General features: G+C 66.9%; 16 protein-coding genes. 8 read left to right on the top strand and 8 right to left on the bottom strand.

Features of this window, described 5'->3' with window-relative positions; translation table 11 throughout:
- Positions 1-127 precede the first annotated feature (127 nt).
- From ACIA49_RS38655 to ACIA49_RS38635, 5 genes are all read left to right on the top strand, one after another.
- Positions 128-565, top strand: coding sequence for a hypothetical protein (locus ACIA49_RS38655; protein WP_396383259.1), 438 nt, complete (start codon positions 128-130; stop codon positions 563-565).
- Entirely contained in the window at positions 556-1,722 is a 1,167-nt protein-coding gene (locus tag ACIA49_RS38650; RefSeq protein ID WP_396383258.1) for a tyrosine-type recombinase/integrase, read from the top strand. The genes ACIA49_RS38655 and ACIA49_RS38650 overlap by 10 nt, the downstream gene beginning before the upstream one ends.
- A 22-nt stretch (positions 1,723-1,744) precedes the next feature.
- Complete coding sequence (locus tag ACIA49_RS38645) at positions 1,745-2,002, top strand: hypothetical protein (RefSeq protein WP_396383257.1); 258 nt, start codon at positions 1,745-1,747, stop codon at positions 2,000-2,002.
- 711 nt (positions 2,003-2,713) lie between these two features.
- Positions 2,714-3,481, top strand: coding sequence for an ATP-binding cassette domain-containing protein (locus tag ACIA49_RS38640; RefSeq protein ID WP_396383256.1), 768 nt, complete (start codon positions 2,714-2,716; stop codon positions 3,479-3,481).
- Positions 3,478-4,344: a hypothetical protein gene (locus ACIA49_RS38635; RefSeq protein WP_396383255.1), complete on the top strand. Its 867-nt coding sequence runs from the start codon at positions 3,478-3,480 to the stop codon at positions 4,342-4,344. The genes ACIA49_RS38640 and ACIA49_RS38635 overlap by 4 nt, the downstream gene beginning before the upstream one ends.
- Here the strand turns inward: ACIA49_RS38635 and ACIA49_RS38630 are convergent.
- The 8 genes from ACIA49_RS38630 to ACIA49_RS38595 all read right to left on the bottom strand — a co-directional run bounded on the left by ACIA49_RS38630 (position 4,335) and on the right by ACIA49_RS38595 (position 11,951).
- Positions 4,335-5,246, bottom strand: coding sequence for a radical SAM protein (locus ACIA49_RS38630; RefSeq protein WP_396383254.1), 912 nt, complete (start codon positions 5,244-5,246; stop codon positions 4,335-4,337). The two genes, ACIA49_RS38635 and ACIA49_RS38630, sit on opposite strands and share 10 nt — an antisense overlap.
- 113 nt (positions 5,247-5,359) lie before the next feature.
- Positions 5,360-6,445 carry a hypothetical protein gene (locus ACIA49_RS38625; protein ID WP_396383253.1) on the bottom strand — a complete coding sequence of 362 codons (1,086 nt, stop codon included), beginning with the start codon at positions 6,443-6,445 and terminating at the stop codon, positions 5,360-5,362.
- 171 nt (positions 6,446-6,616) lie between these two features.
- A complete protein-coding gene (locus ACIA49_RS38620; RefSeq protein ID WP_396383252.1) occupies positions 6,617-7,342 on the bottom strand; it encodes a hypothetical protein in 726 nt (241 codons plus the stop codon).
- Positions 7,343-7,352: 10 nt separating this feature from the next.
- Positions 7,353-8,003, bottom strand: a complete 651-nt coding sequence (locus ACIA49_RS38615) for a 2'-5' RNA ligase family protein (RefSeq protein ID WP_396383251.1) — start codon at positions 8,001-8,003, stop codon at positions 7,353-7,355.
- A gap of 64 nt (positions 8,004-8,067) precedes the next feature.
- Positions 8,068-8,622, bottom strand: coding sequence for a hypothetical protein (locus tag ACIA49_RS38610; RefSeq protein ID WP_396383250.1), 555 nt, complete (start codon positions 8,620-8,622; stop codon positions 8,068-8,070).
- 486 nt (positions 8,623-9,108) lie between these two features.
- Positions 9,109-10,893 carry a hypothetical protein gene (locus ACIA49_RS38605; protein ID WP_396383249.1) on the bottom strand — a complete coding sequence of 595 codons (1,785 nt, stop codon included), beginning with the start codon at positions 10,891-10,893 and terminating at the stop codon, positions 9,109-9,111.
- Between the two features lie 220 nt (positions 10,894-11,113).
- A complete protein-coding gene (locus ACIA49_RS38600; RefSeq protein WP_396383248.1) occupies positions 11,114-11,554 on the bottom strand; it encodes a hypothetical protein in 441 nt (146 codons plus the stop codon).
- Between the two features lie 100 nt (positions 11,555-11,654).
- The gene (locus ACIA49_RS38595; RefSeq protein ID WP_396383247.1) at positions 11,655-11,951 is read right to left on the bottom strand and encodes a hypothetical protein; all 297 of its coding nucleotides are present in this window, start codon (positions 11,949-11,951) and stop codon (positions 11,655-11,657) included.
- A gap of 680 nt (positions 11,952-12,631) precedes the next feature.
- Here ACIA49_RS38595 and ACIA49_RS38590 point away from each other — a divergent pair.
- The 3 genes from ACIA49_RS38590 (at position 12,632) to ACIA49_RS38580 (ending at position 15,351) form a co-directional block, all read left to right on the top strand.
- A complete protein-coding gene (locus ACIA49_RS38590) occupies positions 12,632-12,889 on the top strand; it encodes a hypothetical protein (protein WP_396383246.1) in 258 nt (85 codons plus the stop codon).
- A 454-nt stretch (positions 12,890-13,343) separates the two neighbouring features.
- Positions 13,344-14,138 carry a hypothetical protein gene (locus ACIA49_RS38585; RefSeq protein WP_396383245.1) on the top strand — a complete coding sequence of 265 codons (795 nt, stop codon included), beginning with the start codon at positions 13,344-13,346 and terminating at the stop codon, positions 14,136-14,138.
- Positions 14,139-14,154: 16 nt separating this feature from the next.
- Positions 14,155-15,351 (top strand): hypothetical protein, encoded by a 1,197-nt coding sequence (locus ACIA49_RS38580; RefSeq protein ID WP_396383244.1) that lies wholly within the window; start codon positions 14,155-14,157, stop codon positions 15,349-15,351.
- Positions 15,352-15,941: the final 590 nt, after the last annotated feature.

Genomic DNA, 15,941 nt, shown 5'->3' with positions numbered 1-15,941 from the left:
GGGCTGATGATACCTGGTTTCGTATGTTTTGTAAACGTATTTTGTAGTGTTTTGTTTCGTGTTTTTGTACGAAACAAAACTACGAAAACGTAGCGCATAATCCCTATTAAGTGCTACCCTGTGTGTCATGACCGATGAGCCGCCGACCGGCGATCAGAGCGGGCCGTCAGGCACCCGAGCAGCCACATCGCGGTACCGGCCGGCGCCAACGGAGCGATTCGACGCGAACGGCGTACGGCGGACCGTCGACGACTGGACCGACTCGGACCGGCGCGCCGTCGCGATGACCGTGCGGAACCTTCAGGGGTGGGGCACGCTGCCCGGCAAGGTCCTGCGCTTCGATCCGGCGACCGGCGCCCGTCTGGAGCCGGAGGTCCGCCTGGTCGGCCCGTATGACCGGAACGAGCACGGCCTTCCGGAGGGCTGGGCCGACCTGCTGATCCGGATGGGGTGGCTCGGCCTGGCCTGGCTCGCCGACGGCAGCGCGGTCTGGAAGCCGATCGCGGCAGCCACCGAAACCACCGCAGCCTGGCTGCCCGAGCACCTGCAGGCGCCATGGCGCTGACCCAGCCCGGCGCAGAACCGCCGACCAGCACCGGCACGGATCTCGTGCCGGTGTCCCCGAGGCCGGTCGGCTCCCCCGTCGTACCTCAGGATGACCGGCCACTTCCCGATGCGGCGACCGAGGCCGCGGTACGTCGGACGCTGGGCGTCCGGCGTCCGATCGGCGCGGACCGCGACGCCGAACCGGTCGACCGGCTGGACCTTCTCGCGGAGGCCTTGACGCCGGAGACCACCGCGCTGGCGGTGCTGTGGCTAGGCGGCACACGGCGCGCGAGCAAACAGACCAGGATCGCGTACGCCGACGACCTGCTCCTGTGGGCCGACTGGGCCCGCCGCGAGCTCGGCCGGGAACGCTTCGCCCTCGACCTGCACCGCGCCGAGATCACGATGTGGCTCACCCGCCAGCAAGACGCCGGCACCAGCGAGTCGTCGATCGCCCGCCGGCTGTCATCGCTGTCCAGCCTCTATAAGTACGCGAACGGCTGGGGACTGCAGGTGATCTCCCCTATCTCCGACGACGACCACCGGCCGAAGGTCAAGCGTGGTCGCAAAGCGACCTCGGCGCGCGTGCTGACGGCCGACGACGTCTCCGCGCTGCTCGCGGCCGCGACCGACGTACGCGATGCCCTGGTCGTCGGGCTGCTGTTCACCGGTGCTCTGCGGGTGTCCGAGCTGTGCGCGGCCGATGACAGCGATCGCCAGGACGAGGGCCGCCGTACGTGGCTGGTGATCACCCGCAAGGGCGGCGCGCAGGAGCGGGTTCCGCTCGAGACCACGGTCGCCGAGCTGCTCGACCTGTACGTCGCGATCCGGCCGGCCTGGGCCGGAACCGGACGACCGGCACTGATCACCGATGCCGCCGGGCAACGGCTCGACCGGCACGACGTCACCCGCATGCTGCGCCGGCTCGCCAGGGCCGCGGGCATCCCCCGGCCCGAGAAGGTCACACCGCACTCGCTACGCGCCACGGCCATCACCGACCAGAAGCGCCGCGGCCTCAGCGCCGAAGACATCCAGGAGCTCTCCGGCCATGCCGACGTTCGAACTGTGATGATCTACATCGATGACGACGGACGCAACGAGCGGGTCTCCGCCATCACCGACGACCTCGGCCGCGTCATGCGCGCCGTCCCCCGCCACCTCCGCCGTACAGTCTGACTACCGCGAGAACGAGGACCCTATGACCGACGTCCACAAGATCACGACTCTCGACGCCGTGTGGAAGCCGGGCGACGTCGTCTTCGATGCCAACGGCGCCATCTGGGTTCGCTCAGACCACGTCAAGTGGGTCTGGAGCCACCCCAGCGGCGCGACGCGCGACATTCACGGTCAGGCGTCCGTACCGGACGGCTCGGTCGAGGAGGACGCAGCCGTCCGGCCGCTGCTGCTGCTCGTACGCGATGGTCAGGCAGTGGCCGGGAAGCTCATCGAGGCCTGACGAAAGGAACCCGGAAACGATGGCCTACAGGTGCCTGGTGTCCAACTGCAACGTGTCCATTGGTGGCCCTGATGATCTACTGTGCGCTGATCACGTAGGCGAAGTAGTCAGCTGCCCATGTGGGTGCGGGGTCTACTTCGTACCCTGGTCGAGAGAGCTGTTCGAGCACCTGAATGCAGTGCGTCCGGACCTGCTGTGTCGGGGTATCAGCTATGCCGGCAACCCGTGCAGGTCAGTGGCTGAAGACGGCAAAGAAGGCTTCTGCGGCGGGCACGCCCACTTCATCAACAGGCCGGATCTGGCAGGGAAGCGCTTCGGTCCGAAGCGCACGGGTCCAGTCGCGAGGAAGACTCCGCCGCCGTGGTGCGGGGAATGCGAAAAAAGCACCCGCCTGATCAACGCAGCGAGTGATTCGCCCAGTCGATGCCCTCGCTGCTCGCCGCGTGCAATGAAATAACCTCCCCCCGAGTTCGGATCAGCTCAGGGGGTCGAGCGGTGCGATCGGCAGCCTGACCCGATCTGCGGCGAACTTGCGTCGGTTCTTCGACGTACAGGAGGGTGAACCCGATGACCAGGCCAGACAGCGATGTCACCCACCGCGAGACTGATCGAGGGTGGCCGGGTCGCCCCTGACCGAGTAGGTCGGCGGCCGATCGAGCTACGGCCATCACTGTGTCCCTCATCGATCCCGGCGAAAGGAAGTGCCGACCAGTGTTCGTTCGCCGCGCTTACATTCCTGACCACCTGCAGCCCGACCATGGGCAGCTGTCGCGGTGGCCGTTCACGGTGCCGTGTGTTCAGCAGGTCGTTGATGAGGGCCTGGAGTTTGCTGCGCCGGTGACGTTCTTGATGGGTGACAACGGCTCGGGCAAGTCGACGCTGGTCGAGGCGATCGCTGAAGGTTTCAAACTCGACCCGCACGGCGGCCGCGCTGCAGTGAAGACAGCGCGGCCGGAGCCAGTCACGACCGAGCTCGGCAAGGTCCTGCGCCTGGACACGACCGCGGCCGGGTCGAAGATGCTCGGCGGGCCACGGGTGAAGAAGAAGGGGTTCTTCCTGCGCGCCGAAACGGCGTTCTCGATGACGGAGAACCTCGGTGGCGTCGGCGGCTACTGGGAGGCCGACACGTCCGCGATGAGCCACGGCGAGGGGTTCGTGACGATGATCGAGTCGATGATGAACGCGCCCGGGTTCTACGTGATGGACGAGCCCGAGGCCGCCTTGTCGTTCTCGTCGTGCCTGCACCTGATCTCGGTCCTGCACCGCCTTGGGCGCACTGGCGCGCAGGTCGTCTGCGCGACCCACTCCCCGATCCTGGCCGCGACTCCCGGCGCCGACGTCGTCGAAGTCGGCCCGTGGGGACTGCGCCGCGTCCCCTGGCAGGACCTCGACCTGGTCGAACACTGGTCACGGTTCCTGAAGTCGCCGCAGGCCTACCTGCGCCACATCATCGACGACGACATCCAGGGCATCTCGTGACCGACGACGGGCCGGCCCCGCCGATGAGCGAGGCCGAAGCCGACCGTCGATTTGCCGAGTGGATGCGGCTGAACCTTGACCAGGCCGCGCGGCACTTCGACGTCGACGTGACCGGTGAGGTGACGTTCGGGTGGCGGCTGCGGACCATCGGCGCGCCCGTCACCGGCCCGGCCGGGGACTTCTGGCTGCGAGTGGTGTCGGAGTTTCCCGAGTGGGCCAGCGGTGACACCTGGACCGGCAACACCGACGCCGACCAGCTCACCACGGTCCCGCGTGCACAGGTGATCGGGGTGCTGGAATGGAACGAAGCCGGCTGGCGCACACAGCGCGCCGAGCTGATGGAACTGCTCCCGGGCCGGGCCGTCTCGGCGACCGACGACCTGTCCGGCGACCCCAGCCTGCCGCAGTCGTGGTGGATCGACCTGGCCACCGCATTGGCCGCGTTACGTACGACGCCGACCGACCGGATCGGTGTCGACGTCGACCGGACGCGTGACCGCACCGCCCGGGTCTACGGGGCACCGGTGACGGTGGATTCGTGGTCGACGGTCCACGGTGATCTGCACTGGGCCAACGTGTTCGGGCCGCGACTGGCGATCCTGGACTGGGAGATGTGGGGCCGTGGCCCCACCGGGTACGACGAGGCCACCTTGCTCCTGTTCAGCCTGCGCGTACCGGCCATCGCGCAGCAGGTCCGAGCACGGTTCGCCGACGTGCTCGATTCCCCGGCAGGCCGGGTGGCGCTGCTGGTCGCGGCCGCCCGGCTGAAAGACCGTCTCGACGCCGGCGACTTCCCCGAGCTCGCCGCACCGGTCACGGCCCTGGTCGACGAGCTCGGCGTACCGTTCACCATTCAGCGATAGTGCGGGACACAACCGCCGCGCGGGGTGCACGGGCCGGTCCCATGCGGCCAGCACGACGGATTACACGCCGGGCCGCACGACGGCCCACACTGCGGGTCGCACATGTTCGGCACACACGGCTGCGCCGAACGCTTCTCGAACTCAGCCACCAGCCCCGCCCGGATATCGCGCAGGACCGGTCCGGCGACGATCTCGCCCAGCGAGCTCGTCCGGACGTTGCCGGACGGGAGCCAGCGACTGAAAACACACGGCCAGACCTCACCGGTCGGTGACACCGCGAGGACGTTCGAAGCGCACTGCCCACACAGCTGATCAACGCTGCCCGGCGTGCCTCCTTGGTGGTCGCGTTGGCCGCGGCCGACACCACGCAGCTGGTCCCAGCCGATGTCGGTCACGCCAAGTCCGGTGAGCTCGTCGGTGGCCTGTCGGCTGCGCTGGTCGTCGGCCAGGTCGACGACGCCGACGCGCAACGGCACCGACCGCCGTACCGCTTCGGCGATGTTCGCCTTGGTGCGTGCGTACGAGTTCCCCCTGCCCGTGACGGCGGCATGCTGCCCGGCGTCGTCGGAGTAGTACGAGCACGCCAGCCGGACCCCGGGCAGCGCGAACAACTCCCACAACGCCGGGGTCACATGCACCAGGTTGGAGAACACCTCGACCTCGACACCGACCCTCAGCGCGTGCTCGAGCAGCACGGGCAAGGCGGGGTGCAGGGTCGGTTCGCCGCCGATGAACTGCACCATCGACACCCCCAGCCCGGCCACCTCGTCAATGACCCGGATCCAGTCGCCGGTCTCCATCACCCCATGCGACCCGCCCGGCCCGGACTCGGCATAGCAGTGCACACACTGCAGCTGACACTTCCCGGTGATCTCCAGCCACACGAACGACACCTCGGACATGTTCACCATCCCCTCTCACGGTCGCTACCACGGCCAGTGTCACCGTGACCACCGACAGTGCGCATCGCCCGCATGGCGTCAGCCCCACATGCGGGCGATGCGAACGGGGTTGATCAGTGTCCCTGCCGTTGAGTCCGGTGGTAGAACGGGTCGCCGGACGTCAGCTGCCACCACCCCCGCCAGGTCTCGGCCGACGGCTCACCGGTGGGCTCATTGAAGGAGCAGCCGTCCAGGGCGGCACCATCAGCGATCAGGTGGCCGTCGGCGCCGATGCTGACGACGTGCCGCGTTCCGTCAGCGGCAACCACGACGTACTGGTAGCCGGCCAGGATGTCGCGTGCGATCTCGGGCGCTGCCTCAGTGAATGCCGACCGCAGCACGGACGACTGCACGGTGTACCCGCAGTAGAAGGCCGTGCCGCCGTCGGTCAGCCGGTACGAGATCTCGCGGCCCCTCCCGGTGGGCGGGGTCTGTACGGCAATCCGGCGGACGTCGGCCCCGACGACGGCCCGGTTGGGCTGGTCGGGGTGGCTGCGCTCGTAGTCGTGCCCGGCGTACGCCGGCAGCGGGAAGTAGGCCAGCTCGGATGATCCGGGGACACGCTGGGCCAGGCTTGGGTCGCAGCGCAGGAAGAACGCGAACGCGTCGAGCAGCGTCTCGATCACGAGCTGGCCGCCGATCACGTCTCGGTAGGCATCGTGGGCACTCTGGCTCGTTCCCACCTTCCGGGTCGGCGTCCGCACGCTGGACCGTACGGCGTTCGGCAGCTTGTCGTAGGGCTGCCAGGACGGGACCACCCGGTAGCCAGCGCGGCCGCCGACGACCCGGTCGACGTGCAGGTCGAGAGTTGCCGGGAGGTGGATGTCGGCGTTGCGCGCGAGCAGGAGGCCATGCACGACCTGCCCCTGAGGATCGGTCTTCTGCAGGTCAAGGTATCGCCGGCCGTCGGCCGGTTGCTGGCTGTTCCGGATGACCTCGAGGTCGAGGGTGCGAATAGCGGCGAGGGCGGGCGCGATTTCGAGGGCGATGCGCTCGGAATCGGCTTCCATGCCGTGGTCACGGCAGAGCGTCGTGTCTGTGGAGGCGGCGGCTTCCCACACGTGGTTGATGTACAGCGCCAGGCCGTGCATCTTCTGGCGGCCCTTGGCGTGCCGGTCGGGGTCGGCGACCGGGAAAAGGCCGGCCTGCGTCTGAGCCATGAGTTCCCTGAGGGTGACTCCGCCGTGCGCGGCGAAGATTGCAGTTTACAGGTGGCGCGTCGCTGCGCTGGTCGGTCAGCGCGGCCGATTGCGAGTGGTTTCTCAGCGGCCTTGCTGAGGAGGTGTGCTCGCAGCCGGCACACGAGCAGCACGGCGGGGATTCGGGTGTAGCTACAGGTACGGGAGAGCTTTCATGACGTCGTCGTTGAGCTCCTGCAGGACCGCCGGGCGATCAGGCACGCAGGCTGGTTGCTGGTACAGCCAGGTCGTGATCGCCGCGACGACGTGAATCGTCGCGATCGGCTGGGCACCGGCGCTGCGCTCAATGGGGTCGTCGTCTTCGGTTGCGACGATGCCGGTCATCAGCCCGAGTGTCAGTTCGGTCATGAGGCCGGTCAGCACCTGTTCGGCGTCATCTCGGTGGTGCTCAGGACACATCGCGTCCAGGTAGGGTCTGGCGCCGTCACGGAGATCGTTTGGTGCGGCCTCGAAGTTGGTCGCGGTGCCCCAGCGGATTCCTGCGCTGAAGATGAGGCCAGCCACGTGGCCGGCGTCTGAGGGCATGATCTGCCGCAAGTCTTCGGCGGCCAGCTCGGCCCAGGAACCGAGGGCCGCCTGGACCTCGACCAGACCGCGGGTAACGTCGCGGCGCAACTCGTACTGCTCATCGGTCTCGCCGTCCTCGCGGGGCGCACCGTGGCCGGGGACGCTGAAGCCGCCGTCGTCGGCGTACGACAGGTAGTTCAGCAAGAACATCTGCGCACGAGCGGACCAGCGGATGGCCCGCAGGATGTACGCGCGCGAGTTGGGGTCGGCGATCAGTGGATCGTCTTCGGCCATTCCGGGGACTACTCGGCGTTTGGGGCGCTCGCCTTTGCGCCGGTTCCGCTTTCCCACCTGCAACAACCTAGCGTGTGATCGCTGGACGCAGAGGGAAGGTCGCCAGTGACCGCCAGGTGTAGCGGCCTTCGGCAAGGTCTTGGTCGACGGCGACCAGATGGACGCGGTCGACGGCGAACGTGATCGGGGTGCTGTCGCGGCTGGCGGCGTAGGTGAGCGCGTTTAGCGCGCCGATCAGCGAGTCGGAGTCGCCGTCGGCTACGCCGTACCCGAGACTCGCGTGCGGCTTCTGTTGGGCGCCCTCGGGGGCAATCGCGGCTTCGCCCAGCACGTCGGCGATCGCCACTCGGCACCGGTCGACGAGCACGGTGAACGCCATCGTCGGAGGCAGGCTACGGAATCCGACCGAGTGGACACCGATCACGGGCGGACCCATCGTCAGCGTGAACGCTGGCGTGCCGGACAGATCGACGTCCAGGGTCGCGATGAGCGCCTCCAGGTCTTCCCCTGTGAGATCGGCCAAGTGCCGGTCGATCAGCTGGACCGTCACGTGCAGCCATTGCGGCGGCTGGGTCGAGATCAGGTGTCCGTGTTCACGCATCACGTCGTGGTACTCGGCGGCCAGTTCCCGTAGCGGCTCCGGGGGAATCGCGTAGATGTGCAGCTTCTCGTGCTGGCTGGTCCATCGGGTGGGGTCGGTGTCGAAGAACCGCTTCATCGGCGAGGAGTCCTTTCGGTACGGCGTACGCGCCCCCGCTGGGTGGGCCGGTTCCGTACGGTGGTCAGCTGATGGTGGCGGCCGCGCCGGGTGGTCGGGTGAGCTCGGATCCGACCACGGCCAGCCAGTCCGCGAGGAACTGCTGGTTCATGGTGGTGGTCAGGCAGTCGCGCAGGTAGAAGACCGAGAACCGTACGCCGGGGAAGGTCAGCGCGGCGAGCATCCGCAAGACGGCCTGGTCGGTGTGTGGCAGTCCGCTCACGGCCTCTGCGGTGGCGCCGACGGGGTTGTCGTCGAGGAACTGGGCGTAGCCGTGTTCATCGGTGGCGCCGATACCGAACTCGACGAGGAACTTGTCCTGGCGAGCGTCGAGCTGGACGAACGCGAGAACCAGGCTGTCCAGGTCGATCGAGTCCGGGCGCTGCCCTGGTGCGGCGTACGGCGATGCCGTGCTCGGGAGGTCATCGAGCAGCGCAGCGAGGTGCGGGTTGCGCGCGATCAGCCAGAAGGCGAGTTCTTCGGGGCCTCGACCTCTCGCCGGCGGCGGCATCGCCCTCGCCGCTGCAGCGGCCCTGCTCAGTTCGCGATCGCGCCCGTGCTCGATGTTGTGTCCGCCCACTGCATCTCCAGACCTTCTGTGGCTCTGCAGTGATCCTGCCAGATCTGCCGCGAGCCTTGCGTCCGTCACCGATATCGGCCTGGCTATACAGCGCTCTACGCGGGGTCACGAGTCGCGTGTCTCCGCTTGGATCGCAGCGGCGCGGACCGGCGTGCGGGGAGCTGCCGCGACGCGCGGCGCCGGCTGGCTGCTGCTGGACCGCACCGCTGGTGCGGTGTGCTTCCGCCCTACCGGTCGCACACCACGGCGGCAGTCCAGCAGCAGCCTCGAGCCAACGAGAAGGAGCACTCGTTGCCAGCGGCACCGAACAACCTGGGGAGGTCGCCGAGCGGGGCCGCGGTGCTGGGAGATCCATTTCCCCCAAGGTCATTCACCGTAGCCTGTCCCCTGGATCGAGATCGACCCAATTGCACGAAGTGACATCGAGTCCTCCATGCGCACAGCCGGCCGCCAGCGGCCAGGGTTCCGCTGTGCGGGGCGGCCAGCTCAACGCTGCTGGGGCGGCACAGGGGTCAGTCGGCGGACCCAGTCCGGTGCCTGTTTGTGCAGTGCCTCGTACAGGGGCGTCTGGTCGGCACCGTCGGTCCCCAGCCGCAGGCGGGTCAGCGGTGTCCAGGCCGGCACGGTAAATGCTCGCAGCAGCGCGAGTTGGACACGCAGGCTGCCACCCATGCCGCCGTAGGACGGTTGGGTAGTGAACGACCCCTCGTAGACGCCGGTCAGTTCATGGGCCGCGTTCTGCTCGGGTGAGCCTGATGAGAAGGCATAGACGAACAGCGCCCAGTCCAACGGCAGCACCTTGAACCACAGCCTGACCTCGTCCACCTTCAGGCCAGCGTCGCCGCCGTGGGCGCGGACGGACACCAGGTGGCCGTCGACCGGGTGGGCAAACACGACCTCTACACGGCCCAGACCAACGTCGTCCGGAGCTTCGGCAAGGATGCGGGGAACCTGGATGTCTCCGGTCCAGCCCTGCTTGACGTCGGCAGGGGTGAGCGGCGTCCCGGCGTTGCCGTACAGGTCGGCAACCTCGATGAAGCCCTCGACCGCCAGGAGAGATCTGACGGTGATGAGGCTGGTCGAGCGGGTGAAACCGTCCAGTGCTGCCGAGACGCGTCCGGTGGTGAAGTTCCGGGTCACGAGCTTCAGCCATTGGATCAGCGCATCCCGGCGCTGCCCGGTCACGAGCTGCCGGTCCGCCGGTGCCTGCCGCGACCGCGGCCTCCTGGCGCGCGACACCAGCGCCGACTGCTCGCTCACCTCGTCTTCCTGCAACTGCTGGGACGTTCGTGGGGTAGGTGCGGGGTAGGCAGGGTCGTTCAGGATGCGTCCGGCGATGTAGCGAGGGTCGGTCTCGCCGACGTCCCGAAGCTCCTTGTCCCGTAGCCGCCACAACCTGGCCAGCGCGGCGGACCGGTACTTGTCGGCCGGATCCCGCAGAACCAACTCACGGCCCGGCGCCAGGGGAAGGCTCTCGCTGGCGAAGATCAGCGCCCGGTACTTGTTGTCCAGCTGATCCTGCCCGGCCGGCTCCCGTTCGGGATCCAGGGCCGGAATGGTGATCAAGGCGGCCGGGGCTAGCAGCGCGAGACCTGTTCCCGGTGACCAGGCGGAGTTGTCGATGCGCAGGTGCTCGCTGGCTACCACGTCCCGGACATAGTCGCGCTGCTGACCGGTTCGCAGGTCACGGTAGGCGACCAGCTGGGCGATCGGCGGCCCGCCGATGACGGTGTGCTCGCGGTGGTCCAGACCCCAGACGGGTTCCTGGACGGTCGCTTGGTACGGATCCACGCCGAGCTCGGCCGAGGTCAGACCGGACCGGGAGGCGAAAGGCGCGATCGCAGCCACCACGACACAGTCTCCGGGCAGCAAACCTCCCCGTTCGGCCAGCAGGTCCTGGTCGAGAAAGCCTTTGATGGACCGCATCACCTGGGCCAGCGGCAGTTCCGGGTCACCACAGTCGTAGTCGCCTGTCGGCATCGTTGCGTACAGCCACGTCGCGGCGACTTCGTCATCAGTGGAGGTTTCGAGCTGATCCAGGCGCCTCTTGACCTGCGACGAAGCGGATTCCGGCAGCGAGCCCACGGCATGCCCCATGCGCTGCAGCTGCACACACAGCCACATCAGGCAGGCCCGCTGGTCCTCGCACCAGTACCGCAACCACTCTGCCCGCACGTCGTCCGGGTAGCACGATCGCTCCCCCGCCACCCCATACAGCAGCAACGCCAGCTCCGGTGCCCGTAACACCTCGAACCCCCGCCAGCCCGTCATCCTGCGACACGCCGCCTGCACAGCCCGATCCCAGGTCACCATCGCACCCTAAGCGCCACCGGCCCCTCACCACCCAGAACCACCGACCAGCCGAACGGAAGCGGCGTCGACCGGCACACGTCGACCGACGTACCGACCTTGCCGAGCGGCTGAGCTTGGGGTCAGGGCAGCAGCCGCTCGGCGGCCATCGGTCAGAGGCCGGAATCGTCGAGCAAAGGGTTCACCGCCGCCGGTTCCACAAGCCGAAGTTGATCGCAGCGATCACCTGCCGCTCCAAGGATGCCGCGCTGGCCTTGTCGGGTGTGCTGGTGAAGCGCACTTCCAAGTCTGCGCGAGTTAGCGCTGCCTGAGCCCACTGCGTGGCCCTCATCGGGCCAGATGAACACGTCCGTTCGGTCATCTGGCGCAGCCACTCCTCGTCGGCCAGCGCCCGGTCCAGTGCGGCTTCGCCAAGACCGCTCACTGCTGCTTTGCCACTCAGATAAACCCGCAGCCGCCCGCGGAGACCTTGGCCTCGACGCGGACCGGCCATGCCCACATAGACGAGCCGCGCGGTACTGCGCTCACGGGCGACGTAGACACCGGGTGTGCGGGGTGCAACAGCTATCGCCTGCTCGAGCGCCAACCAGGGCGACCAATCGCCTTCGGGGAGACCATCCATGCCCAGATTGTGTCGGGATCGGACCGCCTGTGCGGTTCCGCCCGGCCGACGCCCCGTTGCCTGCCGGTTGTCATGCGCGGGCACCAACCTGCGGCTTGCTTCAGACGGCCGACCGGGCCTCGCGGTACGGACGGTAGATGGTCCGTGCGTTGATCCGGGAGATGAAGCGATTCGTCATCAGCATGAGGCCGTGCTGGGTGCCATCTGCCGCAACGGTGATCCGGGTGAACATGTCCCAGGAGTTCTCGGCCCACGCCTCGCAGAAAACGTACTCGATCTCGTTGCCGGGATAGTCGGCCCGAAGCTGGGCCAAGACCAGCTCGTGCGCCTCGACGAGGCTCGTGCCGTTCGTGTCACCGTTCTCGTCGGCAACCTCTGTGACGACGGCGATCAACATGCCCGGCATGCTGCACCACACACGCAGGTGCCGCGTATCGAAACCCGGTCTGTCCGTGAACTTCCAACGTGGGTTGTCCGTGATGAGCTCCACTCACCGCACGCTAGCACCGGCCGACCGTGAGTTACATCAGCTGCCGTCGGGGCCTGCAGCACCCGCGAAGCCTCGATCAGCGTCGCATTACGAATTCAGATCACAATGGCTACCCGGCCGGTGCCGAGCCCACCGCTCTGCTGAACCAATTACGACCTGACGACCGCGTTGGGGGTAACGGTCCGCCGCAGCTCCATCGGCCGATGCATCCTCAGGCCGGCCGGTGCCCCGGTACGTGACATGCCGTCTGTGCTCGACCTCACACACTGGTCATCCTGTATTGCGCCCCGCGGCTCGCGGCAGAGAGTTGAAACCATCTCGGCCAAGTCTCCTCGCCTTTACGAAGGGTCGCTTCGGATCAGGTTCGTTGCGGCCTCGGCGGTCCAGGTGTGCAGTTGGTCCGGGACGCCTCCTGGCGAGATGGACGGAAGAGATCGGAGAGCGCGACACCGATCTGCCGATTCGGGGCCTAGAAGTCGTCAGGGGGATCAGGAACGAGGTTCTTGGTCCTCCCGGCAGAGCGAACGGGTCCTTCGTTAGGGCGAAGGACCCGTTCTGAAACACCCACTTGAAGGGCGGGGTTTTGAATGAAGAGTACGTCGTACTACCTGGTGCTGGCCTGGGCCGACGCGACCCAAACTGCAGCGCCGGCGTTGAGCGCGTCGGTGGTTGTCGCGCTGGCGATGGCGCTGCCGGTGACGATCCTCGTGCTCGTGGTCGGGGCGCTGGCCTGGCGCTCGGTGGGGCTATCCCCGGCCGGGCAGGAGCACACGCTGAAGTTGATGGACCGGATGGCGAAGATCGCCAGGGCGATCCGGCGGCCGCGCGGCGGCCCTCGGAGCTGACGTACCGGTCGACCGGCCGCCGCAGGTCTGATCTCCCCTCGGCGGCCGCGGTCGACAAGCCGGTGGATGCGGTCCGGGCTGCCTGGGCGCCACAGCCGCCCCGGCAAGCGGTGTCCATTTTGGGGACTTAACCGGATCAGACCATCCAGGGCTCTGGTCTGCATCCGCCCCACGACGGAGAATTTTCAAAATTCTCCACGATCTGGAGTCGCATCCGCGCGAAACCCACCTAGAACACCCGGTGTGGGCCTTGCCGCCGGGCCTTCTAGTCAGTGGGTGCGCCCTCCCCTGCGGTTCATCCTCCACCTTCCACTTTTCACGGAGCAGCACCACCATGAGCTCAAGCCTGCTTGAGCCCGGAGACTTTCCGGACGGAAACTCACCGGGTGATCATGCGGGCCCTTCGGGGTATGCCCGGGGGCCCTCACCGAACGACCTGCAGCGTCTGAAAGACGTGCAGCTGCGAGCCCTGCTGCTCGACCCGCCCAGCCCCGAAGCGGGCGAAGCACTCTGGGAGAGGTACGAGCACAGAGCACTGGACGAGGTCTATCCGGTGCTGATGAGGATGGTCATCGACAACACGATCTACTCCGCGGCCCGCTACTGGGGCAAGGAGCAGACGTTCGCCGGCCCGACACCACCACCCGGCTGGACCGGCGCCGATCGCAAGAAGGTCGTCACAGCGACGATCGACGACGCGATCGTCTACTTCAAGCACAAGGCTCTGCAGGAGTGGCGTCCCGACGGGGGCACCTCGCTGAAGACCTGGTTCACCAACTGCTGCCTGATGCACTTCGTCGCGGCGTTCAACCGCTGGTACACCGAAACTCGTCTGGCGAGCTCGATCACCAGACAGGGCGAGAGCCGCGAACAGATCGACAGCAACCCGGTCTACGTGACGTCGTACGACGCCGCCGGCCGGGAGTACATGCGCACGGAGCTCGTCCATCCCGGGCCTGGACCCGAGGAACTGGCGTGCCTACGTGATGAGGCCGAACGCGCGATGGCCGCAGCACCGCTCAAGGACAACCAGGCCTACCGCACCTACCTCCAGCTCGAGGTCGATGGATACACGCCTCGCGAGAGGCGTGAAATCACCGGTCTCGCTCCGCACATCGTGCGGACCCGCAAAAGCCAGCACCGCCGGGCCTTACAAGGCCCCGCGGATGCCCATGGAGATCCGCCACAAGCGGATGCCGACCTCTCCGGGGAGCTGCCCGACTCGAGCGAACGCAGCGACCTGACCTAGATGGAGTAGCTCAATCATGACCTACACGAAAATGAACACCGCAGCCTGCGGTGAGATGCCCCGGCCGGCCCACGGGCCGGCCGGGGGCGGGGCCGGAACAATCTCCGACCTGCTTCAGGACTTCGACGACCTGCTCGATGGGTCCTCGTTCAACACGCCCGGCAATCCGGGCGCCCCCGCAGATGCCCACGCCCTGCTCGACCAGATGCGCCAGCAGCGCAACCTGGGAACGGTGGCTTCCGAGGGAGACATCGACGATGCCCTCGTCCACCTCGTCGACCGCGCCTCGCGGAACGACGGCACGGCGCCGCCGTATTGGCGTTGCGGCGAGCTGACGGCCGTGCACCTGCGGCGGCCTACCTGGGTCTACCCACTCCCCCACGACACGGCGTACGCAATCGATCGGGGCGGCCCAGATGTCATTCTGCTGCGCCACCTTTCGGCCGGAGCCTCGCAGAAGGTCGTCTCCTTCGTCGAGTACAGCGATCCCTGGTCGGCCAGGGCAGTCGTAGACGACCTCCTCGAAACCAACGTCTTTGCCACCGTCAGACCCGACGTGGCCCGGTTGCTCATCACCCTCATCCTCGACCGCCAGACGAACTCCGAGGCGATCATGAAGGCCTGCGAGCAGGCCATCGCAGCCTCATGCCTGTTCACCGACAACAACCTGACCCTACTCATCAGCGAGGAAGAAGGTGACATCCATGCCAGATTTAACGAACACCACATCATGCCATTCCCCGCAAAGACCGCTACAAGCGCGCCACGTGGTCCGACAACTTCGGCACTGGAAGTGAAGAGAGCCGCATATCTCGAACTGTTTCGGCCCCGGCCTCACGAGCCGCAACTCAGATCGGACCGATCTCATCAGCAGCCGCCAGTTGACAAGCAGACCCGTGGTGAAACGAGCCGTGACCGCGGGACGTCGCACGAGATCCCTCCCGCACTGGGAGGATCGGCTCAGAGGAAGACCCACTACTGGCGCCGGGCGGCCCGGGCCGGGACCCGCCGTCGGGTCACATCGTTCAGCGCCTCTGTTGCGCAGTTCTTCATCCTGCTGTTTCAGCGATGGTTGCTTTCGACTTCGTCCCCACAACAGCCAGGACGACTCGCCGGCCGAGTCAACATCTCAGTCAGCCCAGCCCGACTCATCGCGGCAATCACTGCCACACTCGCAGCAGCTCTAGCCCTCATCAATGTCGCGACAAGATAAACGAGTTACTTGAGCGGATCTCCTACTGAACTCCTCTCAGCGGAATGTCGGAAATGTGACAAATAGACGGGATTGCCGTATAATAGAATCAAGTTCAACAATCATTCCCAACATGAAAGGAGAACTAAATCAAATAAAGGAGGTGGGATAGCATGGACGGAATCGTCATTGCCCTCCACCTGGTTGCGATTGTAATTTCACTGCTACACCTTGTGGTAGCTCTTCGTGATAGCAAGAACGCACCAAAGCGCGACTGACCTAGGGCGGCGCCACAGTCAGCGCGCAGTCGTTACGCCGGGCAGGCAGGCCCCTTGAGCAAAGCCTGCCTGCTCGGTGCTTCGACACTTGAAGCTGCGCACTACAGCAAGGGCCCCGAGTCGGACGCTCGACGAACCGCCGACTGGCCGCCCGGGGCGGGGCCCCGTGGGGCGGAGATGGCCGGCGCCGCTCGGATTGCGAATCGCAATCACAATGAAGCCCGACGGGCACGAAGCGGTCCCGGCCACCTCGCTCGATGCTGCCAGGGCCGAGTACGCCGCGCGGGTTGTGTGCGATGGCGCCTGGTCGCCGTGTAGGAATTGGGGACCGAC

The organism is Kribbella sp. NPDC051587, from assembly GCF_044453945.1.
Lineage (GTDB): Bacteria > Actinomycetota > Actinomycetes > Propionibacteriales > Kribbellaceae > Kribbella.
The sequence above is the reverse complement of the archived record's forward strand: the minus strand, read 5'-3'. Positions and strand labels throughout refer to the sequence as shown.